Here is a 23,415-nt window from a genome sequence, read left to right as displayed (position 1 = left end):
CTGAAATTGCACCTTGCGCCCGTGCGAAGACGGGGCATGACGCCCCGTCCCGCACCAGCAGTTCCGCACCGGCCCATGATGAGCCAGTGCGGTTCCAGGTTCAATCAGTAGCCCTGACCCTTCTTCTCTTCGTAGACCTTCATCGGGTCATCGGCAGGCGTATAGAGCTTGGACTCTGTCTGGATCCACTTTGCCGGAGCCTTCTTGTCCTTCAGATAGGCTTCGAGCGCATCGAAAGCGGGACCAGCCATGTTCGGCGTCAGCTCGACCGTGGCATTGGCTTCACCTTCGGACATAGCCTTGAAAATGTCAGGCACGGCGTCGATGGAGACGACGAGGATATCCTTGCCGGGCTTCAGGCCGGCTTCCTTGATCGCCTGGATGGCGCCGACGGCCATGTCGTCGTTGTGGGCATAGAGCGCGCAAATATCCTTGCCGCCATTTTCAGCCTTCAGGAAGCTTTCCATGACTTCCTTGCCCTTGGTGCGGGTGAAGTCACCGGTCTGGCTGCGAACGATCTTGAGGTTGTCATGACCGGTGAGAGCCTCTTCGAAGCCTTTCTTACGGGCGATGGCCGGTGACGAGCCGGTCGTGCCCTGCAGTTCGACGACGTTGCACTTCTTGTCGCCGACGGTCTTGACGAGCCAGTCACCGGCAACCTTGCCCTCATGGACGAGGTCGGAGGTGACAGCCGTCAGGTAGAGATCATCCGGCGCCTTGACGGTGCGGTCGAGTAGAATAACCGGGATCTCGGCTTCCTTGGCTTCCTTGAGAACATCATCCCAGCCGGTTTCGACGACCGGCGCGATCAGGATGGCATCGACGCCCTGGGCGATGAAGGAGCGCAAAGCTTTGATCTGGTTTTCCTGCTTCTGCTGCGCATCGGCAAACTTCAGGTCGATGCCGCGCTTCTTGGCCTGCTCCTTGGTCACGGTCGTTTCAGCCGCACGCCAGCCCGATTCCGAGCCGATCTGCGAGAAGCCGACGGTCAAGCCGGCGGCCGAAGCCGAACCGAACATGCAGGCGGCCAAAATCGTGGCACTCAAAAGTGCAGTCTTCAATTTCATGATATCCTCCCAATGCCGCTCCTTCGCGGCGCAGGGTCAAAAAATCATATAGTATTACTTTTGTAAATCGCTTTTTTTAACGCAGGAGCAGAAAAAAGGGCGCCCCTAAGGACGCCCTTCGAATCTGCAGAAAAGGCCCAGTATTTATTGCGCCGGCAGCTTGTCGTCGATGCCTTCGACATAGAAGTTCATGCCGAGCAACGTGCCGTCATCGGCCTTCTCGCCGGCCTTCAGCCATGGCGTGCCATCCTGCTTGTTGATCGGGCCGGTGAAGGGATGCAATTCGCCCGATTTAATCTTGGCCTCGGTGTCCTCGGCGAGTTTCTTCACGTCATCGGGCATGTTCGTGTAGGGCGCCATTGTCAGGATGCCGTCCTTCAGGCCATCCCAGCTCTGTTCCGACTTCCAGGTGCCGTCGAGAAGCGCCTGGACGCGCTTGACGTAATAATTGCCCCAAGTGTCGATGATCGCTGTGAGCTGTACGTTTGGACCAGCCTTGATCATGTCGGACGCCTGGCCGAAGGCCTTGACGCCGCGTTGCTCGGCAACCTGCATCGGAGCGGTCGTGTCCGTGTGCTGGGTGAGAATGTCGACGCCCTGGTCGAGCAGCGCCTTGGCGGCATCGGCTTCCTTGCCGGGGTCGAACCAGGTGTTGACCCAGATGACCTTCATCTTGAAGTTCGGGTTGACCGACTTGGCGCCGGTTTCGAACGCATTGATGCCCATCACCACCTCGGGGATGGGGAAGGAGGCGATATAGCCTGCCGTGCCGGTCTTCGACAGCTTCCCGGCGATAATGCCGCTGATGTAGCGGCCTTCATAGAAGCGCGAATTGTAGGTCGCGACATTGTCGGCGGCCTTGAATCCGGTCGCATGCTCGAACTTCACCTTCGGGAACTTCTTGGCGACGGCGACAGTCGCGTCCATGTATCCGAAGGATGTGGTGAAAATAAGCGAGCAGCCGGAACGGGCCATGCGCTCGATGGCGCGTTCGGCATCAGGCCCCTCCGGAACGCTTTCGAGGAAGGATGTTTCGACCTTGTCGGCGAATTCCTTCTCGACCTGGAGGCGGCCGTTTTCATGGGCCTGCGTCCAGCCGCCATCGGTGCGGGTGCCGACATAGACGAAGCAGACCTTGGTCTTTTCGGCAGCCTCGGCGGCCGAACCGATGCTCAGGACAAGGGCAGCTGTCGCTGCGAGAGCAAGTGCAAGTTTTTTCATTTTGATCCCTGTTGGTTGGAAGTTTGAAACCCGTCTTTTTTGTTGTTGCTCACCGGTCAGGCACGAAGGCTTTGCCAAGCGAGGCCGGCGTATTGATCATCGTCGTGCGCCGATTATGCGAGATCATGATGAGGACCACAACTGTCGCCGCATAGGGCAGCATCGACAGGAACTGCGACGGAATGCCGATGCCGAAGGCCTGCGCGTGCAACTGCAGGATCGTCACAGCTCCGAAGAGATAACCGCCGGCCAGCAGCCGCCAAGGCCGCCATGAGGAGAAGACGACAAGCGCCAGCGCGATCCAGCCCCGCCCGGACGACATATTCTCGGTCCACTGCGGCGTATAGATCAGCGACAGTTGCGCCCCTGCAAGGCCGGCACACGCACCACCGAACATAACGGCGAGATATCGCGTGCGGATGACGTTGATGCCGAGCGCATGGGCGGAGGCGTGATTATCGCCGATGGCGCGTATCTTCAGGCCGGTGCGACTCCTGAAGAGGAACCAGTTAACGCCGATAACGAGCAGGATCGACAGGTAGAAAATCAGATCCTGTTTGAAGAGGACGGTTCCGACATAAGGAATGGCCGAAAGAACTGGAATTTCGATCGGCAGAAGCCGGATGCCAGGCGCGCCGACGAAGGCTTCGCCGAGCATGCCGGAAGCGCCAAGGCCGAGGATCGTCAGGGCAAGGCCCGTCGCCACCTGGTTGGTGACGAGCGTCAGCGTCAGGAAGGCAAAGAGCAGTGAGAACAGCGCGCCGCTGACGATGCCGCCGACAATGCCGATATAGGCCGATCCGGTAAGCTGAGCGGCGGCGAAGGCGCCGACGGCGCCGATGATCATCATGCCTTCGACGCCGAGATTGAGAACACCGGAGCGCTCCGTCACGAGTTCGCCGAGGGCTGCAATGACGAGCGGCGTCGAGGCGGTGATAACCGTCAGCAGGATGGCTTCGAAGATGCTCATACCGCCCCGCCCCTGACCCGCGACCAGACAATGCGGATTTTGTAATAGATCAGCATATCGCAGGAGAGCACGAAAAAGAGCAGCAGACCCTGGAACACGCGCGTGACCTTGTCGGAAATGCCAATCGAAAGCTGTGCGGCCTCGCCGCCGAGATAAGTCAGCGCCAGCACCAGGCCTGACGCGATGATCCCGAGCGGGTTGAGGCGGCCGAGGAAGGCAACGATGATGGCGGTGAAACCGTAGCCGGGAGAGATCGCCGGCTGGAGATGGCCGATCGAGCCGGAGACCTCACTCATGCCGGCAAGGCCGGCAAGCGCGCCCGAGAAGAGAAAGCTGAACCAGATCATCTTCTTCGCGGAGAAGCCGGCGAAGCGCCCTGCCCTTTCCGATTGGCCGAGCACGACGATCTCGAAGCCTTTCAACGTATAGCGCAACATGAACCAGACGCCGATCGCCGCAATGATGGCGAAGACGAACGCCCAATGAGCCCGACCCGATTCTTCCCAGATCGCCGGCAGCACCGCCTCAGGCGCGAAATCGCGCGAAACGGGAAAGTTGAAGCCCTTCGGATCGCGCCAGGCGCCCCGAACCAGCCAGTCCAAGAAAAGCTGGGCGATGTAGACAAGCATCAGTGACGTCAGGATCTCATTGGTGTTGAAATGCGCCTTCAAAAGCGCCGGAACGGCGGCGAAAAGCGCACCACCAAGCGCGCCGAGCACCAGCATCAGCGGCAACACGAGCGGCGAGTGCCAGTCGTAAAAGACGATCGGCAGATAGGAGCCGGTGATGGCTCCGATGGTGAACTGTCCCTCGGCGCCGATATTCCAGTTGTTCGAGCGGTAGCAGACGGCAAGGCCGACGGCGATCAGGATCAGCGGCGCGGCTTTGATCGCCAGTTCGTGCAGCGACCAGACCTCGAGCAGCGGCTCGACGAAGAAGGCGCTCAGCGCCGCGGCCGGGTCCTTGCCGAGCATGGCGAACATGATGGCGCCGAAGGTGAGCGTCAGGACGAGGGCGAGGAGCGGCGAAACGAAGCCGAAGAGCTTCGAAACGTCGGGGCGTTTTTCCAGTTCAATGCGCATGGGCTGCCTCCGCGGCGGAACCGCTCTCGTGCAGGCCGCCCATCAGCAGGCCGATCTTTTCGCGCGTCAGTTCACTTGCGGGGAAAGGCCTGGAAAGGCGGCCCTCGGAGATGACGGCAATATCTGTCGCGACCTCGAAGATCTCGTCGAGATCCTGGCTAATGACGACGACGGCGGAGCCGGCCTTTGCAAGGTCGACCAAAGCCTGGCGGATGCGGCTTGCCGCCCCGGCATCCACGCCCCAGGTCGGTTGATTGACGACAAGCACCGCCGGCTGGCGGTCGAGTTCGCGGCCGACGATGAATTTCTGCAGATTTCCGCCGGAAAGAGAGCCGGCGGCCGGATCGTCGCCGCTCTTGCGGACATCCATCGCTTCGGAAATGCGCCTGGCGGCGGATTTCACAGCCCTGCGGCGGATCATGCCGAGCAGGCCCAGAAAGGCCTTGCGATCCGACTGGCTGCGGGCAAGGACGAGATTATCCGACAGTTTCATGGCAGAGACGGCGGCGTGCCCGTGGCGTTCCTCCGGCACGAATCCGGCGCCGAGCAGGCGGCGGACGGTAATGCCCTGATTGCCGACGTGTCTCTTGCGAATGACGATCGCCTCGGGCGAAGCGACCGGATATTCGCCCGAGAGAACGTCGAAGAGCTCGCTCTGGCCGTTGCCCGCCACACCGGCAATCGCCAGGATCTCACCGGAACGCACAGTCATAGACACCTCTCGCAACGGCATGGCGAAAGGCGTGCGGGCGGCGACGGAAAGGTTGACTACCGCCAGTTGCACCTCGCCTTTGTCGCTGCGCTCAGGATGCGTAACGGCGGCAACCTCGCTGCCGACCATCATGCGGGCGAGCGAAGCGGGCGTTTCCCGCTTCGGATCGCAGGCGCCGGTCACACGGCCGTGGCGCAGCACCGTGGCGCGATCGCAGATGCGCTGCACCTCCTCCAGGCGATGGCTGATGTAGAGCACCGAACGGCCCTCGGCGCGCAGCTTGAACAGCGTCTCGAACAGCTTGTCGGCCTCCTGCGGCGTCAACACCGAGGTCGGCTCGTCGAGAATGATGAGCTTCGGGTTCTGCAGCAGCGCCCGGACGATCTCGATGCGCTGGCGCTCGCCGACCGAGAGATCGGCGACATGGGCATGCGGGTCGAGCGGCAGGCCGTAGGCGGCCGACAGCGCCCTCGCCTCCTCGGCGATCCTGTCGATCGGAATGGCGTCATCGAGCGACAGCGCGATGTTTTCGGCAGCCGTCAGCGCCTCGAACAGCGAAAAATGCTGGAAGACCATGCCGATACCGAATTTGCGGGCCTCGCCCGGCGACGTGATCGCAACCGGCTGACCCTGCCAGAGGATATGCCCGCCCGTCGGCTCGAGAACGCCGAACAACATTTTCACCAGCGTGGATTTGCCAGCGCCATTTTCGCCGAGCAGCGCATGAATTTCGCCTGGCGCGACGTCGAGATCGATCTCATTGCAGGCGGCAAAGCTTCCGAAAAACTTCGTCAGCTTCTGGACGGATAACAACGCACCGGAATCCGGCACATTCAATGGCGACACGTTCCCCTCATTTCTTCTGCCAACCGGTCCGTTCAGATCTCATGGAATCAGCAGCGTCGTTCCTGTTGTTTTTCTTGTCTCCAGATCCGCGTGAGCCCGCCCAACCTCACGCAGCGGATAGGTTTGGTTGACATTGATACGCACTTTGTTGCTTTGCACAACATCAAATAGCGCCCTTGCACTGTCGATCAGTTCCTGGCGCGCGGCGATATAGGTGAAGAGCGTCGGCCGTGTCGCGAACAGCGACCCCCTTTGTGCCAGCGCCGCAAGGGTGAAATTCTCAATCGGGCCGGAGGATTGGCCGAAGGAGGCGAAGAGGCCGCGCGGCTTCAGGCAGTCCAGCGACTGTGGAAAAGTATCGCGGCCGATCGAATCGTAGACGACATCGACGCCCTTGCCGCCAGTAATTTCGTGGACACGGTCAACGAAGCTGTCGTTCTTGTAGTTGATCACATGGTCGTAACCATGGGTGAGCGCCAGCGCGACCTTATCCTCGGAGCCCGCCGTCCCGATGACGGTGGCGCCCAGCGCCTTTGCCCATTGGCCGGCAATCAGGCCAACGCCGCCGGCAGCGGCATGGAACAGGATGACCGTCTGCGGACCGACCTTGAAGGTGCGGTTCAAGAGATACTCGGCGGTCATGCCCTTCAGCATCATTGCCGCCGCCGTTTCCAGCTCGATGCCCTCAGGCACATGCACCAGATGCCGGGTCTCAATATTGCGCTCGACGCTATAGGCGCCGTCGGCGCTCGCATAGGCGACGCGGTCGCCGACCTTGAAATCCTCGACGCCTGGACCGACCGCGGTCACCGTGCCGGCGCCCTCTTTGCCGGTTACGAAGGGAAGGTGCGGCACCTTATAGGAGCCGTTGCGGAAGTAGACGTCGATGAAGTTGAGACCGATCGCCGCCTGCCGGATCTGCACCTCGCCTGCCGCGGGTGGCCGAAGGTCGACCTCGACATAGTCGAAAACCTCCGGGCCGCCTGTCCTCGAGAATGAAACCGCCTGTGTTTTCGTCATTTTCGCCTTCCTATGCTTCGCGCCCGAGGGCGGGGAAGAATTGCAGCACCGTGCCGATGACGTAAAGATAGATCCCGGTCACAATGAAGAGAATGAGCGCCCATTCCGGCGTTTCGAAATGCATCAGCAGCGAATAGACGCCAAGCGCCGACCACAGGAAAAAGACGCCGAGATTGAGCGGGCGCAGTCTTTTGACGCGCACCGGATGCAGGAAATTGATCGGCAGGAAGGTCAGCACCACCGACACGATCACGACGGCGAGCGCCGTTGTTGCGCTGGCGTCGATGACGAACAGCGTAAAGACGATCATGTTCCAGACGACGGGAAAGCCGGAGAAGAAATACTCCTCAGTCTTCATGCCCATATCGGCATAATAAATCGCGCTGGAGACGACAATCATCCCGGCGGCAACAAAGGACCAGGGTTCTCCGATCATGCCGCTCTGATAGAGCGCAAACGCCGGCAGAAGCACATAGGTGACGTAATCGATGATATTGTCGAGCGTATCGCCAGACCAGTTCGGCAGCACTTCCTTGACGCGCACCTTGCGGGCGATCGGCCCGTCTATGCCGTCGACGAGGAGAGCCAGGCCCAGCCACCAGAACATGTCGATAAACCGGTGCTCAGCAGCAGCAACGACGCCGAGAAAGGCAAGGAAAGAGCCGGAAGCCGTCAGGATATGGACGGAAAAGGCGCGCATTTCCGCATAAGGAACACGCTTGTAATTGAAAATTTTCATGTTCCCCCGACCGCCCTATCGCGCTCGCCCGGGCAAGCGTGTTTTTTTTGCCATCATCACCGGACCCTGTTTCTGAATCGGGTTCGACGCCGTAGGTCTTTGTTGTCGCACCGCTTTTGCCGGAAATCAGCTCCGCTTGCGGCGTGCCGCTCTAATATGCATCCTTTGCCCCGCTTCGCCAGCGGGAAATATAACATTCCCCGCTTGCCATTGAATCCTGACAATGACACGCATATTTCCTTTCAAGAGCGCTGGATGGAATGGAATGCCTTTAATTTCGGCCGGATATGTAATATCTGCCTCGCATCCGACAGTTCATCCGACGAAACGGGATCCGCTACCGCAATGAACGCGCCTGCAAAGACCGAAGACTTCGCCTCGTCCATCCCCGCCGGCGTTTACGCCGAGACGGTGCTCAGCGTGACGCACTACACCGACCGGCTCTTCCGCTTTACGATGACCCGGCCGCAGGGTTTCCGTTTCCGTTCGGGCGAGTTCGCGATGATCGGCCTGATGGTCGAAGGCAAGCCGATCTTCCGTGCCTATTCGATCGCGAGCCCTGCCTGGGCGGAAGAGCTCGAATTCTTCTCGATAAAGGTGCCGGACGGCCCGCTGACGTCGCATCTGCAGGCGATCAAGCCCGGCGACCAGGTGCTGATGCGCAAGAAGCCGACGGGCACGCTGGTGCTCGATGCGCTGACACCCGGCCGCCGTCTCTACATGTTCTCGACGGGAACCGGCGTTGCGCCCTTCGCCAGCCTGATCCGTGATCCGGAAACCTATGAGAAGTTCGAGGAAGTCATCCTCACCCATACGACACGCGATGTCGCCGAGCTGAAATACGGCTTCGACCTCGTGCACGAAATTCAGAATGACGAGCTGCTGAAGGAAGTCGTCGGCGACAAGCTGCGCCATTACGCGACTGTCACACGCGAGGATTTCGAGTATCGCGGCCGTATCACCGACCTGATCTCGTCGGGCAAGCTGTTTACCGATCTCGGCGTCCTACCGCTCGATCCGGCGGTCGACCGGGGCATGATCTGCGGCTCCTCGGCCATGCTGAAGGATACCAAGGAACTGCTCGAGAAGGCCGGCCTCAATGAAGGCGCCAACAGCAAGCCCGCCGAATTCGTCATCGAGCGCGCTTTCGTCGGCTGACATTTTATTGCGACAAGCAGATCTGACAGCGGCCCCGGAAACGGGGCCGTTTTCATGTGCGGGCGAGATAGTCGATCAGCACCGTCATGGCCGCACGCGCCTCATCCGGCCTGCCCTGCTGAATGGCCCGGATGACGGCGACATGCAGCGCGATGGCGCGGTCCATGCGCTCAGGGCTTGCGGTAGAATACCAGAGGCGACGCGAATGGGTCTGCACCGGGCCGAGCGCTGCCATGATGAAGCCGTTCGGACAGGCATTCTCGAGAACCTGGTCGAAAGCCTTGTCGGCGGCGAAGAAGCCGGCGAGATCGGCGGTGGCGGCGCATTCCTCCATGGCGCCAGCGCAGTCGCTAAGGCGCAGACGCTGCTCGTCCGTCGCATGTTCGGCAGCGAGGCATGCTGCGATCGGCTCCAACTCGCGGCGCACCTGCATGACATTGCCATGATCCTCGGGCGCGATCTCGGCAACCTGCAGCCCGACCCGCGGCTTCACCAGGATAAGCCCCTGCCAGGCAAGCTTCTGGATCGCCTCGCGCACCGGCGTGCGCCCATGCTTTGCCATATCGATCAGCTGCTTTTCGGTAACAAGCGCGCCGGGCTTCAGCGCCAGCGTCACGATCAGATGCTCCAGCGCGAGATAGGCAAGATGGCTCTGTGAAGTCTGCATGCCGAAATTCGATCCCTAGAATGCTATATCAGGTACTGATGTGCCGGAATGAGTCACGCTGATATATCATCACAGAGACAGATAGATAACATGGCTCCTGGATCAAGCGCCTTCCGCGCCCTTTCGAAAAGCTCGGCTGGAAACCGAGATCGAATTTTGACATGGATCCTTCGCATTGGCGAACATGTAGCCGTCAGCCTTGTGAATAGCCCCGAACTCCAGGCCGTTCTCCGCGCATCGACTGCAAAAGGCCTCGACGTCCTCCACCTCGAATACGAGCTTGACAGTGGATTGGCCGCTCCTCTGACCTTTTGCGGCCTGATGAAGCATTATATTCGCGCCGCCGTCCTGAGAAACCAGTTCGACGATCGTGTCTCCGGGCAGGCCAATCGCCTTGAAACTGAAGTGCTTCTCATAAAACCGCGCCGTTTCCTCGACGTTTTTGGCGTAGATCAGCAGTCTGTTGAGCGGCACGATGCTGGCCTCCGATAGCGCTTGCATTCGTTCATAGGAGTAGAGAGCAATGACGCGTTTTGCCAGCTGACGGGCTTTTTCACTCGTGCCGCAGCGCCTCGATAGGATTGAGCTGCGCTGCCCTTCTCGCTGGGAAATAGCCGAAAATCATGCCGATCGCCGCGGAGAAGAGGAAGGCGACGGCGACCATCATCGGGCTGAAGACGAAGGGGACTTTCAGGAGGGTAACGCTGACGAGGCCGAGGCTCAGGCCGAGCACGATGCCGGTGATGCCGCCGAAGAGCGACAGCGCCACCGCTTCGACCAGGAACTGGGTGAGCACCTGGCTTTCGAGCGCGCCGATCGCCAGGCGAATGCCGATTTCCCGGGTTCGCTCAGTGACCGAGACCAGCATGATGTTCATGATGCCGATGCCGCCGACGAGCAGGCTGATCGCGGCGACGGCGCCGAGCAGGCCGGTCAGGAGCGTCGTCGTGCCGGTCATCGCCTCGGCGATCTGCGTCATGTCGTTGACGTTGAAATCGTCCTGCCGGCCGGGAATGATCTTGCGGCGCTCGCGCAGCAGATTTTCGACATCGGCCTGCACCTTGGCCGTGGACACACCGTCGCGCGCCGAGATGATGATCTGCGGCACGTTGCTGTTGCCGCTGATGCGCCGCTGGAACACCTTGATCGGCATGATGACGACATCATCCTGATCAGTGCCCATGCCGGACTGACCGCGCCTGGCGAGCACGCCGATGACCGGGCACGAAACCTTGCCGACACGGATCTGCTGGCCGATCGGATCGCCGGCGCCGAAAAGCTGCGAGCGGACCGTCTCGCCGATGATGCAGCGGGACTGGCCACGCTCCTCGGCGGGGGTGAAAGTGCGGCCGAGCGCCAGGTTCCAGTCCTGCGCGACGAAGTAGTCGTTGGTAGTGCCGGAGACGCTGGTCGAATGGTTCTGGCCGCCGTAAATCACCGTCACTGTCGATTGGTTGAGCGGTGCCACCGCCCTTAAGCCGCCGACCTGTTCACGGATCGCGGCGACGTCCTTGACGCTGAAGCGTTTGGCCTCGGAGCTCGCCCGGCCGGGGCCGAACTGGCCGGGACGGACGAACAGCATGTTGGTGCCGAGCCGCGACAGTTCGGTCGAGACCTGGGCGGTCGTGCCGTTGCCGATCGTCACCAGAGCGATGACGGCGGCAACACCGATGACGACGCCGAGCACGGTCAGGAAGGAACGCAGCATATTGCGGCTGATGGCGCGTAGCGCGAGCTTCAGCGTCTCAAAGAACATGATCCGCCCTCCTCCGATGCTCGGCCTCCGTCTCCAGCTTGCCGTCGACGAAACGCAGCAGCCGCTCCGCATAAGCGGCGATATCGGGCTCATGCGTGACCATGACGATGGTGATCCCCTGCTCGCGGTTCAGCCGGGTCAACAAGTCCATGATTTCGACACTGGTCTTCGTGTCGAGGTTGCCCGTCGGTTCGTCGGCGAGCAGCAGCGCCGGCTCGGTGACGATGGCGCGGGCGATGGCGACTCGCTGCTGCTGGCCGCCTGAAAGCTCCTGCGTCTTGTGATGCTCGCGGCCGGAGAGGCCGACCAGCGCCAGCGCCTCGTGCGCCCGTTCACGCCGTTCACGCACCGCCATGCCGCGATAGATCAGCGGCAATTCGACATTCTCGACCGCCGAGGTGCGCGACAGGAGGTTGAAACCCTGGAAGACGAAGCCCAGCATGTGGCGGCGCAACAGCGTTAGCTGGCTTCGGTCGAAGTCGCTGGTCGGGATGCCCTGGAAGATGTAGTCGCCCGATGTCGGCACGTCGAGGCAGCCGAGAATGTTCATCGCCGTCGACTTGCCGGAGCCGGATGGCCCCATGATCGCGACGAATTCATGGGCAGCAATCGCCAGATCGACATGGTCGAGAGCGCGGATCGCCGCCTCGCCCTCGCCATAGATTTTCGAGACCTGCCTGAATTCGATGAGCGGCGGGCTTGCCATCCGTCTCTCCGCCTACTTCGTCCGCACCGTGGCGTCGGTCACCAGCGCGTCGTTTTCCCTGACTTCGCCAGAGACCACCTGGGTGAACTGGCCGTCGGACGAACCGACCTGAATGATGACGGGCGTGGAGCGGCCGTCGCGCAGCACCCAGACGCGGCGCTGCGCGCCCGTCAGCGCCGGACCGGAATCGCCGCCGCGCCGGCGGGGCGGCCCGAAGATTCCGAGAATGCCGCGTCCGCGCCGTTCCGCCTGCGGTGGGGCATAACGCAGGGCGGCGTTCGGCACCATCAGCGTGTCCTTGACAGCCTCGACGGTGATGTCGGCGGTCGCCGTCATCCCGGGGCGCAGCAGCAGGTCGGCATTGTCGACCGAGAGCACCGCCTTATAGGTCACCACATTGTTTACCACTTCGGAGGCGAAGCGGATCTGCTCGATCTCGGCGGGGAAGGACCGGTCGGGATAGGCATCGACGGTAAACTTCGCCTTCTGGCCGACGGCGATCTTGCCGACATCGGCCTCGTCGACATCAACCTGCAGCTCCATCTTCTTCAGGTCGCCGGCAATGGTAAAGAGAATGGGCGCCGAAAGTGAGGCTGCGACGGTGGCGCCCGGATTGACCGAACGGGTGAGGATCACGCCGTCGATCGGCGAGACGATCTTTGCCTTGGCGAGATTGACCTCGGCAAGCTGCAGGTCGGCCTCAGACGCGAGCACCTCGGCTTCGTTGATCTGTTTGGCGGCGACGGCGGAATCATACTTGTAGGTGGCGTCGTCGAGGCTCTGCTGCGTGGAGACGTTGCTCCTGACCAGGCTCTTCAACCGCTCCAGCGAGGTGCTTGCCGATTCGAGATCGGCATTGGCCTTGGCGACATTCGCCTTGGCCGAATTGACCTTGGCGCGCGAGCTCTTCACATCCGCTTCGAGCTTATTGGTGTCGAGCTGCGCCAGCACGTCACCTGCCTTGATCGTGCTGTTATAATCGACGTTGACGTCGCGCACGGTGCCGGAAAGTTCGCTCGATATATCCACCTGCTCGGTCGGCTGCACCGAACCGGTGGCGGTGACAAGCACCGTCAGGTCGCCGCGTTTTGCCGGCTGCGTGGTGTAGCTTACTTCGCTTTCCCCGCGCCCGACATAGAAGTAACCGGCAGCCGCGGCGGCAGCGAGGAGGAGCAGCAGAACGAGCAGGCGTCCGCGCCAGCGGCTGCGCCTGTTCTGCCTTCCCGACGCGGCAAGAACCGCTGCGAGGTCGGGCGTCGCGCCGGCCTTTGCTCCCTCGCCGCCTACGATTTCATTCATGTCATCCTCGATCAGTCAGTGGCCGCTTCGGCCCTGCAATGAAATAATCACACCGCAGATGAACCGGGAATTAGCGTTGCCGCCGAACTGGCACGGAATTACGGATGGGTGAAATGAAATATTGGTAAGGAAAGTCAAGTTTTTGGCGCGCTCTGACGACGGACAGAAACAAAAGAGCGGAAACGTGGCGAGCGACCAGAAGGATCGCGACACGCTTCATCGTCCGTCAATCGGCATCCTCGGCATATTGCTCAGCGCCCGGTAGCGGATGCAGCCACGCTTCGCGCCGCTTGATCCAGATTTCAGAGGTCGGCTCAAGGTCGGTCGGGGACCGTCGAGCGAGCCGAGACGGATTTCCACCGCCTCCTCCTGCAGGCAGAAAAGCCTGCTGCCGCAAGCCGGGCAGAAGCTGCGGCCGGCGAAGGTGGCGATCTCGCCCGTGTAGGAAAAATCTCCGCGCGGCCAAAGCGCGAAGAAGACGAAGGCGGAACCGCTCGATTTACGGCAATCGGCGCAGTGACAAAGGCCGACGCGGAGCGGCTCGCCTTCCACGTGATAGGCGACCGCCCCGCAGAGGCAACTTCCGGTTCGCAACCGCATGGCGGCCGTCAGGCGTCGAGACTGGTGGGGAGCCCAGGCGGGCGCCGCTTTGCCGCCATCAGCAGATCGAGTTCAGTGGCAGAGGGGCCGAACTTCTCGTAGAGACGCTTGGCCTCCTTGTCGTCCAACCGGTATTTCCTGGCAAATTCGTTGATGCTGTAGGGGCGGCCACGCAACACTCTTCGCGCCGGGGTCGCCGTTTTCGGTGCGTCGGTCATGGTTTTCTCCTTTCATCAGATAGGCTTTAAGTTAGAGCGGCCCCTCCATTTGAAAAGAGTCCCGCAGCCTTAGCAGGGCCGTGAACCGGGCGGTTTTCGAAGCGGGGCTGCGGGCCGCGCCAAGCGGACGCGGCGCTGGAGAACATCGGAATTTTTCCGCTTTCTTCCGATGGCCGACGAAATGGCAAACGTGCTCCCGACCCGCCCGGCCCGCCTCCTCATCTTTTCGGGCGAGATCACGAAATATTAAAATGCGGAACGCTTGCGCCGGCGCACGGTTGTCAACAGGAGGTCGACGTGGCCTCAGTTCAAAACCAAGGAGAAACCGAATGGCAAACCAAGGTGGAACCCATGAACAGCACGTCAAGGCTGGGCAGCAGAGTCACAAGAACGACTCCAATACCCGCAGCGCCTCTTCAGGCGGCCGCGACGCGCAGTCCAGCGGAACCCGCGGCGGCAGCCATGAGCAGCATGTAAAGGCTGGTCAACAAAGCCACAAGAACAGCCACTAAAGCTGTCGTGACATGAAACTCGGCCCGCGCCTTGTATCCGGCGCGGGCTTTTTCGTGATCCTTGAAGATGGTCGGGTATTTCGATAGCATCGTAGATATGACACGGCCACGAAGATGAAGAAACTCAATCTCGAAATGCCTCAGAGAGGCCTGCTCTTACAATCGTACTTCGTAGGCATGACATTGGGCCATATTCCGTTTCTCTTTGAAGGAATTGGACTTATAACATTTGTTCTTAAGTTTATTTTTTCAATACCAGTCATAATCTCGATATTTACTATATTTAAATACGACAAAGTACATTCACACCCATTTTTCTGGTCGTTTCTAACATTTATTTTATCTTTATGCCTGGTTATATTGATTTACTTTCTGTTATTTCTCGATGGCGGTCAGTGGGATTTTCGTCTTTTATCTGTTTTTTTTTGATCCTTGCCGTACCGTCGTCGCTAATTGCCTGCGGTTATTTCGCCCTCAGGCTTTGGCTGCAGATAAGATTCTCGCGCGGACAGAGCGAAGTTACGGTTTGACGAATGGCTTGTGGGTTGGACGCTGAGGCATCAAGATAGACGCCGGCCATCCTCGCCGAAGAGATGCAGCACAGCCGGGTCGAGATGCAGAGGCAGGCTGTCGCCCGATTTCATGCGCTGCTGGCCGGCAAAGACGGCGATCAGCTTCTTGCCCGCAGCTTCGGCGTGGACAACGGTTTCGGAACCCAGTTCTTCGACCAGGGTGACGCGGGTGTCCAGCTTGCTCGCGCTCGCCCCGTCGGCAAGGGTGATGTGCTGTGGCCGGATGCCGATGCTGACCCTGTCGCCGATTGGGCCCGCGTCGTTGGCAATAACGGAAAGACGGTGGCCGCCGACGGTTTCGACCTCAGTGAAACCGCCGTCGTGGCCGACAATGGAGCCTTCGAGGAAATTCATATGGGGCGCGCCGATGAAGCCGGCGACGAAGCGGTTTGCCGGTTTGTTGTAGAGTTCCAGCGGTGTTCCCACCTGCTCGATCTTGCCGCCTCTCAAGACGACGATGCGGTTTGCGAGCGTCATCGCCTCGACCTGGTCATGGGTGACATAGATCATCGTCGCCTTCAGGCGGGCGTGGAGGGCGGCGAGCTCGGCGCGCATGCTGACCCTGAGTTCGGCGTCGAGATTGGACAGCGGCTCGTCGAGCAGGAAGGCATCCGGACGGCGAACGATGGCGCGGCCGATCGCGACACGCTGGCGCTGGCCGCCGGAGAGCTGGCCCGGACGGCGCTTAAGGAAAGGCTCGATCTCGAGCATGCGGGCGGCGTCAGCGATACGCGCCTCGATCTCGGCCTTCGCCACCTTGGTATTCTCCAGACCGAAGGCAAGGTTTTCCCTGACACTCATATGCGGATAGAGCGCGTAGGACTGGAAGACCATGGCGAGGCCCCGGTCGGCGGCGCCGATCGCGGTGACGTCCTTGCCGTCGATGGCGATCGTGCCGCCGGTGGGCTTGTCGAGGCCGGCGATGAGCCGCAACAGCGTCGATTTTCCACAGCCGGACGGGCCGACGAAAGCGACGAACTCGCCATCATTGACGGCAAGCGAGACATCGCGAATGACCTCGACTGCGCCGAAATTCTTGACGATGTTCCTGAGCTCGAGCCCGCTCATGCACTCTCCTGTTTTATACGTGGCGCTGGCCTATTTCAGTCCGGAACCTGCGATGCCTGTGGTGATGAAGCGCTGCAGGAAGACGAAGATCAGCACGACGGGAATCATCGAGACGACGGTCATGGCGAGGATGTAATGCCATTGCACATTGAGCTCGCCGGCATAGACGTTGAGGCCGACCTGCAGCGTATAGAGCTCCTTGCGTGACAGCACGATCAGCGGCCAGAGGAAGTCGTTCCAGCGCCAGACGACCGAGAAGATCGCCAGCACCGCCAGCGCCGGCGCTGACAGCGGCAGGATGATGCGCCAGTAGATCTGCCATTCGCTCGCCTTGTCCATGCGCGCGGCGTCGATCAGCTCGTCCGGGATGGTCAGCATGTATTGGCGGAGCAGGAAGACCCCGGTCGGGGTGGCGACGGTCGGCAGAATGACGCCCCAGAGGCTGTCGAAGAGGTTCAGGCTGCCGATGACGGAATAGAGCGGCACGACGATGACCGAGAGCGGCACCATCAGCGTCGCCAGGATCATCAGCATGACGGCGGTGCGGCCGGGGAACTGATATTTCGACAGCGCGAAGGCGGCCATGGAATTGACGAGCAGCGTAATGGCCGTGGCCACGACCGTCACAAAGACGGAATTGCGCAGGAACAGAAAGAAATCGAAGCGCTGGAACGGTTCGGTGTAGTTGTTGGTCGCGAATTCGACCTCACGCACCGGCGTACGGTCCTTGATGTTGACCTTGACGATTTCGCCAGGCTGTTTTGGATCGACCATCTGACCCATGATGCCGATGCGGCGGACTTCGGCAAGCACGTAGGTGCTGCCATCCGGCATCGTCACGTTGTAGAGCGGCAATGGTTTGTCGTAACCCGGCACCACGGCCTGCTCGGTGACATAGGGCAGGAAGGACGGCGGGAATTCGGCAAGGGCGGCCGGCGTCTTGAACGAGGAAAAGACCAGCCAGACGGCCGGGCCGAACATCAGGAAAACGCCCGAGATCAGCCAGATCCAGGTTACGACATCGGTCCAGTGCCAGCCGCGGCCGCGGCGACGCAGGAGGAAGGTCGTGACCGCGCTCATCGGCGTGTTCCCTTCTTCTCGTTGCGGCTGCTTGCAGCGAGCTGAACAAGCGTCAGGATGACGAGCACGATGCCCATCAGGATCGAGGCGGCCGAGGCAAGCCCCGGATTGCGCAGTGAACTGGCAAAGCCGGTCTCGTAAATGAACTGGGTGATATACATGGTGCTGGTGCCCGGTCCGCCGCCGGTGAGCACGAATACCTCGTCGAATATCTGCACGGCGCGGATCAGCGCCAGGACCAGGACGACGATGAGGTTCGGCATCAAGAGTGGCAGGGTGATGCGCCGGAAGATGCGGGTGGGGCTCGCCTTGTCCATCGCCGCCGCCTCGTAGAGATCCTTCGGTATCGCCTGCAGGCCTGCGAGCAGGATCAGCGCGTAAAAGCCCATATGCGCCCAGACCGAGACGAAGACGGCGAAGAAGAAGGCCCAGAAACGATCACTGAGCCAGGAAAATGGCTCGAAACCGAAGGGGCTGAGCGCATAGTTCAACAGGCCCTCACGCTGAAGGATCCACTTCCAGATCAGACCGACGACAACAGGCGACAGCAGCACCGGGAAGAAGAAGACGGCGCGCCAGAAGCCGCGATTGGAAAGCTCGCGGTTGAGGATCAGCGCGGTCGCCAGTGCGGCGATCAGCATCGCCGTCACCTGGAAGACGACAAAGACGGCGGTGTTGCGCACGGCGGCCCAGAAGGTGTCGGCGGCACAGGTCGACGGGTCCAGATAAGAACCGCAATCGAACAGGATGCGATACTGTTCGGCGCCGACATAGGTTCTGTTCGGCAGAAAAATGGCGCCGCCGCTCGTGGTCGAATAGATGAAGTTTATGACCAGCGGCAGCAGGACGAAGACGGAAAAGATCACCATGTTGGGCGCCAGGAAGACGCCGGCCATGCCGTTCAGCCCCGTCAGCTTCTGCCAGGCGCGCATGGGGATATCGACGATTCCCATGGCAAGCCCGACAGGCGTCAGGAGCGCCTGCCGCAGACCGGCTTTCGCCGGCGGTTCGGAAGAGACCGTCTTCTCCGCCATCCGTTCGTCCGTCAGTTGCCGCCAACCTTGGCCTTGATGTCCTCGTCGATGCGGGCATAGGCGTCGTCGAGCTTCATTTCGCCGGCGATCACCTGGCTGATGCGGGCGACGATGGCGCTGTAATAGGCATCCGACCACTTCCAACCCGGCAGTTTCACCGCAGCGGCTGCCGTCTGACCTGCCGATTCGACAAAGGCCTTTAGCGCAGCCTGCACATGCGGATTGTCCGTCTTGAAGTCCACCGGACCGGCGGCCACCCCCTTATGCGCCGGAATGAACAGGCTACGCTCGGCAAATTCCTTCTGCACGTCTGCATTTGCCAGGTAATCCATCACCTTGGCGACGTCCTTCGGGTTCTTGGTGTACTTCACTGAAACCATGCCCGCGCCACCCTGCATGCCGCTGCAGGCGACGGTGCCGCACGGGCTTCCGGCCATGACCCAGTCGAAACTGTCGCCGATCTTCTGGGCGAAGGCCGAAACCTGCCAGCTGCCGGAATAGTAATAGGCAAGACCACCATTGATGAAGTCTTCGGCAGCAGAGCGATAGGTCGTGCCGGCAGCGCTTACCCAGACGTCCTTGTTGACGGTGCCGTCCTCGTTCCATTTGACGAAGCGGCTAAGAAATTCTTTGGCGCCCTGATCGAGCGGCGCCGGCTTGCCGTCGGCGGCGATATAGTTCGCCCCGTAAGAGATATTAGGACCGGTGACGCGGTGGCCGGACCGGTCGATCGCCATGGCGAAGACCTTCTGGCTGTCGGCGACTTTCCTCGCTGCCGCCGCCCAGTCGTCCCAGGTTGCCTTCGGGCCGGGAATTTCGACGCCGGCCTGCTCGAACAGCGTCTTGTTGACAAAGCCGCCGGTCAGCGTCAGCTGCGTCATGAAGCCGGTGATGGCGTCCGAGCCGTCGGGACGCATCCAGTCGGCCTGGGCGCCGAAATTGTCGTCCCAATATTTGGCGTCGGCGAGGAGCGGGCGAAGATCGAGCCAGTGCGGCGCCAACGCCTTCAGATTGGTGACGCGGGCGATATCCGGCCCCTGCCCGGCTTCCAGTTGCACCGGGAGCTGTTCCTTGATGACGTCATAGGAAACCTCATCAAGGATGACATTGACATCGGGATTGGCCTTCGAGAAGCGCGCCAGCAGATCCTTGATCACCTCGCCTTCGCCGCCGTCGGAATACCACATGATGCGCACGTCGCCGGCATGGGCGGCAACGGAACTTAAAAGAACCGCGGCAAAAGCCGCGCCGATCGATTTCATTCTGGTCATTTTCTCCTCCTCCTGACCGATGAATTCCTGCGCCCGGCTGGTCCTCCACCTCCGGACATGCCGTTACGACGCCGCGCGCCGAGGTTGGCTGCCTGATATCATGAGATGTACCGCTTCTCCCCGCACCGACCAGGCTGAAGGTCTGAGAATCCGGCCTTCGGCGCGCATTGTGCCATCCTCTTCGAAAACGACCTCGCCATAATCGGGATCGGCGATGATCAATCCCCCCGCATCGTCGCGCCGGGCAGCGAGCATGGCGAAACGCGTCCGCATGCCGTCGAGGCCACCTTCCCGCCCGAGATCGGATAGACGGACGATCCACCGACCCTTGCGGCCGGCAAGGCGCAGCTCGACATCCGTCGTCGGGCCGTGCTTCACCGGCTCGAGCGCGCCGTTGCCGATCAGTATCGCAAGGCCGTTGCCGGACCGGGCAAGCGCCAGATTGCCGCCGACCACCGTCTCGTCGAAAGCCTCAAGCGGGAACCAGGCATGGGTGAAATCGGGCTGGCCTTCATGGATTTCAAAATCGAGGATGGCGAGATCGCGATATTGATGCACGCGCGGCAGCGTTCCGCAGCCGCCCCAGAAACTCGGCCTGCCATAGCCGAACTGTATGGTCTCGCCGGGGTGGTTGATCCAGATCTGCGCTTCCGGCCGCTGACCCAGGCGCAGATGCAGCACCGTCTCCTGATAGCCCCAGGCGCCGGGGCGGTAATGGGCGATGGTGCCGAGCGCGGTATCGCGCGTCTTGTGGTGATAGAGAGCGGCGAACCGGTTCTCGCCCTGGGAAAAGGTCCATTCCTGCGCGTCGTCGGACTGGTGCGCGGCGATTGCCGCGAGCTCTTCGGGAAAACGCAGGCCGTGGTCACGGATGCAGACGGCAAGTTGCGGCAGCGCGTGGACACGCCGGCCATACCAGCCTCGGCCCCACAGCAACCGGGCGATTGCCGACAGCTCGACCGAGCGGCCGGGGCGCAGCGTGTGCTCGTAGGAGCGGCCCTGGCTGCCGGTCAGCATGCCGTGATGGGCCGAGCGGGCGACGATCTCCATCAGGCGGACGATGCTGGCGCTCGCCCTGGCGCGGATCGTCTCGTCCGGCGCGCAGGCGGCGAGCGCCGTCAGACCCTTGAGGTCGATCGGGAAATAGGGAACGGAGTTCCACTCGGCCATTTCCCAGCGCTCGAAATGGTCGAGCCAGGCGCGGACACGCTCTTCGCCGACCTGCATCTGCTCGGCGCCGCTGCGACCGGAACGGACGAAGACGGCATCGGGGAACAGCCTGCCGCCAAGATAGGCGGCGGTGTGGAAGAGAAGCGCGTGATTTTCCGAAAAATACCACTGAACGTCGTTTCCCGGCTCGTCCATCCAGTAGCGGTAATTGAGAACCGCATGCTCGATCCTCCGCCGCAGATCCTGCGACAGCAGATTGCTCCAGCGCGTATAGGCAAAGAGCAGCGGCACCAGCACGAAATCGGCGCAGTCGTGACAATCCTCGATGACGGGCAGCATGGCCGCTATCATCGCCTCGGTCTCCTCGCCGCCCTGCCCCAAGGCGAGGCGCGCGAAGGCGCAGACCGTATCGGGCTCGGAATGGGTGGCGACTTCGGCAAGCGCCTCGGCGACACGGTCCGCGAGCGCGGCCGGCGCTTGCCCCTGTGGGTGACAGATCTCGACCCCGAGCGTGCGGCCGAGCGAAAGCTCGCCTGTCTTGAGCGTGATCCGGAAGTGGCGGAAATCGGCTGGCAAATCAGCCGAGGTGCCGAGCTCGAGCTTCGTTGCGCCCTTCGCCATGGTGAAATCATAATCGAAACGCTCGACCGACATGAAGTCGCCTTCGATTTCGACATGGCAGGTCAGCGCCACCGGCAGCGGCGCGGGGAAGAGGATGGTCACGTCTTCGCCGAGATAGGCGGCGCGGTTGAAGCGCATGCCTTCCAGGATTGCCTCCAGCGCATCCGCGTCACCGGCGGAGATCGGAACGGGAACTGCTGTTTCGACCTCCGGCCCATCGAGGTAATCCAGCTGGAAATAGAAGCGGGCGTCGCGCTCGGCGAGATCGTCGAAATAGATGCGGATCTCGTTGAGGCCGGCGGAAAGCTCGACCTCGAAGATCTGCTGGGCTTCCAGATTGCGCTCGTAAGGCGCCATGAACCCCTGCTCGCGGCCATTGACGAAGAGGATGGCGCCGCCGCAGGTCGACAGGCGAAGCGTGGCTGATCCCGCCGACTGCGCATCGAGGAAGGTGCGCGCCCAGCAGCCGATGCGTGTCGGGCGAAACCAGAAGCCGGACAGATCGACACGCGGCGAGGCGAACGGGAGCCACCAGCGGACGGCCCCAAACGGGGTTGATGGTTGCGGTCGCCGGCCGGAGAAGGCTGCCTTGAATTCGGTGCGGCAGGGATATTCGTGCGGGATGAAGTTCTTCGTCTTGGTGACGAAGAAGAAGGGATCCATCCGGCCTTCCATCGGGCGGTCGGCGACGTCGTAGCGCTGCTCAGAAAGATGACCGAGCTGCCAGTGGACGATCGCGCTGTTCTTTGCCGTTTCGCGGCGGAGATGGGATTGCTGCCCGGCGGTCATCTCAGATCCGCTCTGGCCTGGGGCTTTGCGAAAAAACACCGACGCGTGGATGGCGGTCAAGCCGCATCTTCAAAGCCTCCCTGCTCTGCCGCTTGCCGCGGACTCCTCGCAACAATTGTGCACAGGCATTCCATTTGCGCAATCTGAAAGATTTTTGCATAACAGTAAGGAGCGAGGAGATCTCATGGCCGCGGAGCAGAAAAAAGGCAGACGTGCGCGCCTGGACGACATCGCCGCCCGATGCGGCGTATCGATCAGCACCGTGTCGCGGGCGCTCGCCGGCGAAAAGGGCGTCAGGCCTGAGATCCGCAAGCTGGTGCTGGAAACGGCAAGTGCGGTCAGCTACGCCCTGCCGGCGAGCGTGGCCGGCAAGAAGGTCATGCTTGTCGCCTCCGGCGCGGCGATGATCGACTATGTCCGCAACCAGTTCACCCTCCACGTCCTCGAAGGATTGAATGCGCGCGCCGCCGCGCTCGGCATCGAGGTTGCAATGCGCCCTGTCACAGACAAGAAGGATGAAGCCCGTGTCGTCGCCGAGGTGCGGGATGACCCGAGCTTCGGCGGCATGCTGATCCTGACGGTCGACGAAGAGGATATGCTGGCAGCGGCCGCCAGCCTCGGAAAGCCCGTCGTGCTCGTCAACAGCGACGATCCCTATATGCGGCTTTCGAGTGTGACGCCCTGCAACCGCTCGGCTGCCTTCATCGCCGCCGAACGGCTGATCCAGGCCGGGCATCAGCGCATCCTTTTCATGCTGCGCCCGGGTCGGCGGACGATCGAGCGGCGCCTGGAGGGCTGGCGCGACGCCCTGCGGCATCACGGGCTGACGGCCGAGGCCGATCTCGTGCTCGAGGTCGACGACTGGCTGCCGGAACTTGGCGCCGAGGCGATCACCCGCCTTGTCGGCGACAAAGGTCTTTCCTTCACTGCCGTCCTGACGGCGGGCGACAGTCTCGCCAGCGGCGCGGTGCGTGGATTGCAGGCGATGGGCTATGCCGTGCCGCAGGACGTTTCCGTCATGGGCATAGACGACTTGCCGCAATCGGCCTTTCTCAATCCGCCGCTGTCGACGGTGCATATTCCGATGCGCGAACTCGGCGCCACCGCGCTCGACCTCTTGCGCGACATGATGCTGGGTCTTGCGACGCCGCGGCGCCGCGTCGAGCTTTCCTGCCATCTGGTCGAAAGGAGCAGCGTCGCAGCTGTATCTCCTGTGAGGGAGGGGCGCTGAGATCCT

Annotated in this window: 21 protein-coding genes and 1 pseudogene; 3 read left to right on the top strand and 19 right to left on the bottom strand. The window is 61.5% G+C overall.

Annotated elements, in window-relative coordinates:
- Positions 1–104 precede the first annotated feature (104 nt).
- The 7 genes from ytfQ to pcsA form a co-directional block, all read right to left on the bottom strand.
- Positions 105–1,067, bottom strand: coding sequence for a galactofuranose ABC transporter, galactofuranose-binding protein YtfQ (gene ytfQ / locus J0663_RS19830; protein ID WP_207242071.1), 963 nt, complete (start codon positions 1,065–1,067; stop codon positions 105–107).
- Positions 1,068–1,211: 144 nt separating this feature from the next.
- Positions 1,212–2,288, bottom strand: a complete 1,077-nt coding sequence (locus J0663_RS19825) for a BMP family ABC transporter substrate-binding protein (RefSeq protein WP_207242070.1) — start codon at positions 2,286–2,288, stop codon at positions 1,212–1,214.
- 49 nt (positions 2,289–2,337) lie between these two features.
- Positions 2,338–3,258, bottom strand: coding sequence for an ABC transporter permease (locus J0663_RS19820; RefSeq protein ID WP_064712807.1), 921 nt, complete (start codon positions 3,256–3,258; stop codon positions 2,338–2,340).
- On the bottom strand, positions 3,255–4,340 hold the full coding sequence (locus J0663_RS19815) for an ABC transporter permease (RefSeq protein ID WP_207242069.1): 1,086 nt from the start codon (positions 4,338–4,340) through the stop codon (positions 3,255–3,257). The genes J0663_RS19820 and J0663_RS19815 overlap by 4 nt, the downstream gene beginning before the upstream one ends.
- Positions 4,330–5,898 (bottom strand): ABC transporter ATP-binding protein, encoded by a 1,569-nt coding sequence (locus J0663_RS19810; protein WP_207242068.1) that lies wholly within the window; start codon positions 5,896–5,898, stop codon positions 4,330–4,332. The genes J0663_RS19815 and J0663_RS19810 overlap by 11 nt, the downstream gene beginning before the upstream one ends.
- A 39-nt stretch (positions 5,899–5,937) precedes the next feature.
- Positions 5,938–6,918, bottom strand: coding sequence for a quinone oxidoreductase family protein (locus tag J0663_RS19805; protein WP_207242067.1), 981 nt, complete (start codon positions 6,916–6,918; stop codon positions 5,938–5,940).
- Positions 6,919–6,928: 10 nt separating this feature from the next.
- Positions 6,929–7,657, bottom strand: coding sequence for a phosphatidylcholine synthase (gene pcsA / locus J0663_RS19800; protein WP_207242066.1), 729 nt, complete (start codon positions 7,655–7,657; stop codon positions 6,929–6,931).
- Positions 7,658–8,002: 345 nt separating this feature from the next.
- On the opposite strand from pcsA, the gene J0663_RS19795 reads away from it, so the two are divergent.
- Complete coding sequence (locus J0663_RS19795; protein ID WP_207242065.1) at positions 8,003–8,815, top strand: ferredoxin--NADP reductase; 813 nt, start codon at positions 8,003–8,005, stop codon at positions 8,813–8,815.
- Positions 8,816–8,867: 52 nt separating this feature from the next.
- Here J0663_RS19795 and J0663_RS19790 read toward each other — a convergent pair whose 3' ends face one another.
- The 7 genes and pseudogenes from J0663_RS19790 to J0663_RS19760 form a co-directional block, all read right to left on the bottom strand.
- Positions 8,868–9,482: a GntR family transcriptional regulator gene (locus tag J0663_RS19790; RefSeq protein WP_207242064.1), complete on the bottom strand. Its 615-nt coding sequence runs from the start codon at positions 9,480–9,482 to the stop codon at positions 8,868–8,870.
- Positions 9,483–9,584: 102 nt separating this feature from the next.
- Positions 9,585–9,956 carry a VOC family protein gene (locus J0663_RS19785; RefSeq protein WP_207242063.1) on the bottom strand — a complete coding sequence of 124 codons (372 nt, stop codon included), beginning with the start codon at positions 9,954–9,956 and terminating at the stop codon, positions 9,585–9,587.
- Positions 9,957–10,035: 79 nt separating this feature from the next.
- Complete coding sequence (locus J0663_RS19780) at positions 10,036–11,238, bottom strand: ABC transporter permease (RefSeq protein ID WP_207242062.1); 1,203 nt, start codon at positions 11,236–11,238, stop codon at positions 10,036–10,038.
- Complete coding sequence (locus J0663_RS19775; protein WP_207242061.1) at positions 11,228–11,944, bottom strand: ABC transporter ATP-binding protein; 717 nt, start codon at positions 11,942–11,944, stop codon at positions 11,228–11,230. Before J0663_RS19775 ends, J0663_RS19780 begins: the two co-directional genes overlap by 11 nt.
- A 12-nt stretch (positions 11,945–11,956) precedes the next feature.
- Positions 11,957–13,243 carry an efflux RND transporter periplasmic adaptor subunit gene (locus tag J0663_RS19770; protein WP_207242060.1) on the bottom strand — a complete coding sequence of 429 codons (1,287 nt, stop codon included), beginning with the start codon at positions 13,241–13,243 and terminating at the stop codon, positions 11,957–11,959.
- Positions 13,244–13,469: 226 nt separating this feature from the next.
- Positions 13,470–13,843 (bottom strand): annotated as a pseudogene (locus tag J0663_RS19765) (GFA family protein).
- Between the two features lie 8 nt (positions 13,844–13,851).
- Positions 13,852–14,061: a hypothetical protein gene (locus J0663_RS19760; protein ID WP_207242059.1), complete on the bottom strand. Its 210-nt coding sequence runs from the start codon at positions 14,059–14,061 to the stop codon at positions 13,852–13,854.
- A gap of 329 nt (positions 14,062–14,390) precedes the next feature.
- Here J0663_RS19760 and J0663_RS19755 point away from each other — a divergent pair, with 329 nt between their 5' ends.
- On the top strand, positions 14,391–14,573 hold the full coding sequence (locus tag J0663_RS19755; protein WP_004673791.1) for a hypothetical protein: 183 nt from the start codon (positions 14,391–14,393) through the stop codon (positions 14,571–14,573).
- Positions 14,574–15,133: 560 nt separating this feature from the next.
- Here the strand turns inward: J0663_RS19755 and J0663_RS19750 are convergent.
- The 5 genes from J0663_RS19750 to J0663_RS19730 all read right to left on the bottom strand — a co-directional run bounded on the left by J0663_RS19750 (position 15,134) and on the right by J0663_RS19730 (position 22,178).
- Entirely contained in the window at positions 15,134–16,213 is a 1,080-nt protein-coding gene (locus J0663_RS19750; protein ID WP_207242058.1) for an ABC transporter ATP-binding protein, read from the bottom strand.
- 30 nt (positions 16,214–16,243) lie between these two features.
- Positions 16,244–17,293 (bottom strand): carbohydrate ABC transporter permease, encoded by a 1,050-nt coding sequence (locus tag J0663_RS19745; protein ID WP_207242057.1) that lies wholly within the window; start codon positions 17,291–17,293, stop codon positions 16,244–16,246.
- Positions 17,290–18,327 (bottom strand): carbohydrate ABC transporter permease, encoded by a 1,038-nt coding sequence (locus tag J0663_RS19740; protein ID WP_207242056.1) that lies wholly within the window; start codon positions 18,325–18,327, stop codon positions 17,290–17,292. Before J0663_RS19740 ends, J0663_RS19745 begins: the two co-directional genes overlap by 4 nt.
- An 11-nt stretch (positions 18,328–18,338) precedes the next feature.
- Positions 18,339–19,598: an ABC transporter substrate-binding protein gene (locus J0663_RS19735; protein WP_207242055.1), complete on the bottom strand. Its 1,260-nt coding sequence runs from the start codon at positions 19,596–19,598 to the stop codon at positions 18,339–18,341.
- Between the two features lie 63 nt (positions 19,599–19,661).
- Positions 19,662–22,178, bottom strand: coding sequence for a hypothetical protein (locus J0663_RS19730; RefSeq protein ID WP_207242054.1), 2,517 nt, complete (start codon positions 22,176–22,178; stop codon positions 19,662–19,664).
- Between the two features lie 184 nt (positions 22,179–22,362).
- On the opposite strand from J0663_RS19730, the gene J0663_RS19725 reads away from it, so the two are divergent.
- The gene (locus J0663_RS19725) at positions 22,363–23,409 is read left to right on the top strand and encodes a LacI family DNA-binding transcriptional regulator (protein ID WP_207242053.1); all 1,047 of its coding nucleotides are present in this window, start codon (positions 22,363–22,365) and stop codon (positions 23,407–23,409) included.
- The last annotated feature ends 6 nt before the right edge of the window (positions 23,410–23,415 follow it).

The sequence above is a fragment of the Rhizobium lentis genome, from assembly GCF_017352135.1.
In the GTDB taxonomy this organism is placed as follows: domain Bacteria; phylum Pseudomonadota; class Alphaproteobacteria; order Rhizobiales; family Rhizobiaceae; genus Rhizobium; species Rhizobium lentis.
Note: the sequence above shows the minus strand (reverse complement) of the source record. Positions and strands in the feature narration are given on the sequence as shown.

Excerpts from the sequence above, each read along its gene's own strand:
- J0663_RS19790 (WP_207242064.1), bottom strand. The coding sequence starts at position 9,482 with ATGCAGACTTCACAGAGCCATCTTGCCTATCTCGCGCTGGAGCATCTG.
- J0663_RS19795 (WP_207242065.1), top strand. The coding sequence starts at position 8,003 with ATGAACGCGCCTGCAAAGACCGAAGACTTCGCCTCGTCCATCCCCGCC.
- J0663_RS19725 (WP_207242053.1), top strand. The coding sequence starts at position 22,363 with ATGGCCGCGGAGCAGAAAAAAGGCAGACGTGCGCGCCTGGACGACATC.
- J0663_RS19780 (WP_207242062.1), bottom strand. The coding sequence starts at position 11,238 with ATGTTCTTTGAGACGCTGAAGCTCGCGCTACGCGCCATCAGCCGCAAT.
- J0663_RS19750 (WP_207242058.1), bottom strand. The coding sequence starts at position 16,213 with ATGAGCGGGCTCGAGCTCAGGAACATCGTCAAGAATTTCGGCGCAGTC.
- J0663_RS19760 (WP_207242059.1), bottom strand. The coding sequence starts at position 14,061 with ATGACCGACGCACCGAAAACGGCGACCCCGGCGCGAAGAGTGTTGCGT.
- J0663_RS19770 (WP_207242060.1), bottom strand. The coding sequence starts at position 13,243 with ATGAATGAAATCGTAGGCGGCGAGGGAGCAAAGGCCGGCGCGACGCCC.
- J0663_RS19815 (WP_207242069.1), bottom strand. The coding sequence starts at position 4,340 with ATGCGCATTGAACTGGAAAAACGCCCCGACGTTTCGAAGCTCTTCGGC.
- pcsA (WP_207242066.1), bottom strand. The coding sequence starts at position 7,657 with ATGAAAATTTTCAATTACAAGCGTGTTCCTTATGCGGAAATGCGCGCC.
- J0663_RS19745 (WP_207242057.1), bottom strand. The coding sequence starts at position 17,293 with ATGAGCGCGGTCACGACCTTCCTCCTGCGTCGCCGCGGCCGCGGCTGG.
- J0663_RS19730 (WP_207242054.1), bottom strand. The coding sequence starts at position 22,178 with ATGACCGCCGGGCAGCAATCCCATCTCCGCCGCGAAACGGCAAAGAAC.
- J0663_RS19825 (WP_207242070.1), bottom strand. The coding sequence starts at position 2,288 with ATGAAAAAACTTGCACTTGCTCTCGCAGCGACAGCTGCCCTTGTCCTG.
- J0663_RS19735 (WP_207242055.1), bottom strand. The coding sequence starts at position 19,598 with ATGACCAGAATGAAATCGATCGGCGCGGCTTTTGCCGCGGTTCTTTTA.
- J0663_RS19805 (WP_207242067.1), bottom strand. The coding sequence starts at position 6,918 with ATGACGAAAACACAGGCGGTTTCATTCTCGAGGACAGGCGGCCCGGAG.
- J0663_RS19740 (WP_207242056.1), bottom strand. The coding sequence starts at position 18,327 with ATGGCGGAGAAGACGGTCTCTTCCGAACCGCCGGCGAAAGCCGGTCTG.
- J0663_RS19820 (WP_064712807.1), bottom strand. The coding sequence starts at position 3,258 with ATGAGCATCTTCGAAGCCATCCTGCTGACGGTTATCACCGCCTCGACG.
- J0663_RS19775 (WP_207242061.1), bottom strand. The coding sequence starts at position 11,944 with ATGGCAAGCCCGCCGCTCATCGAATTCAGGCAGGTCTCGAAAATCTAT.
- J0663_RS19755 (WP_004673791.1), top strand. The coding sequence starts at position 14,391 with ATGGCAAACCAAGGTGGAACCCATGAACAGCACGTCAAGGCTGGGCAG.
- ytfQ (WP_207242071.1), bottom strand. The coding sequence starts at position 1,067 with ATGAAATTGAAGACTGCACTTTTGAGTGCCACGATTTTGGCCGCCTGC.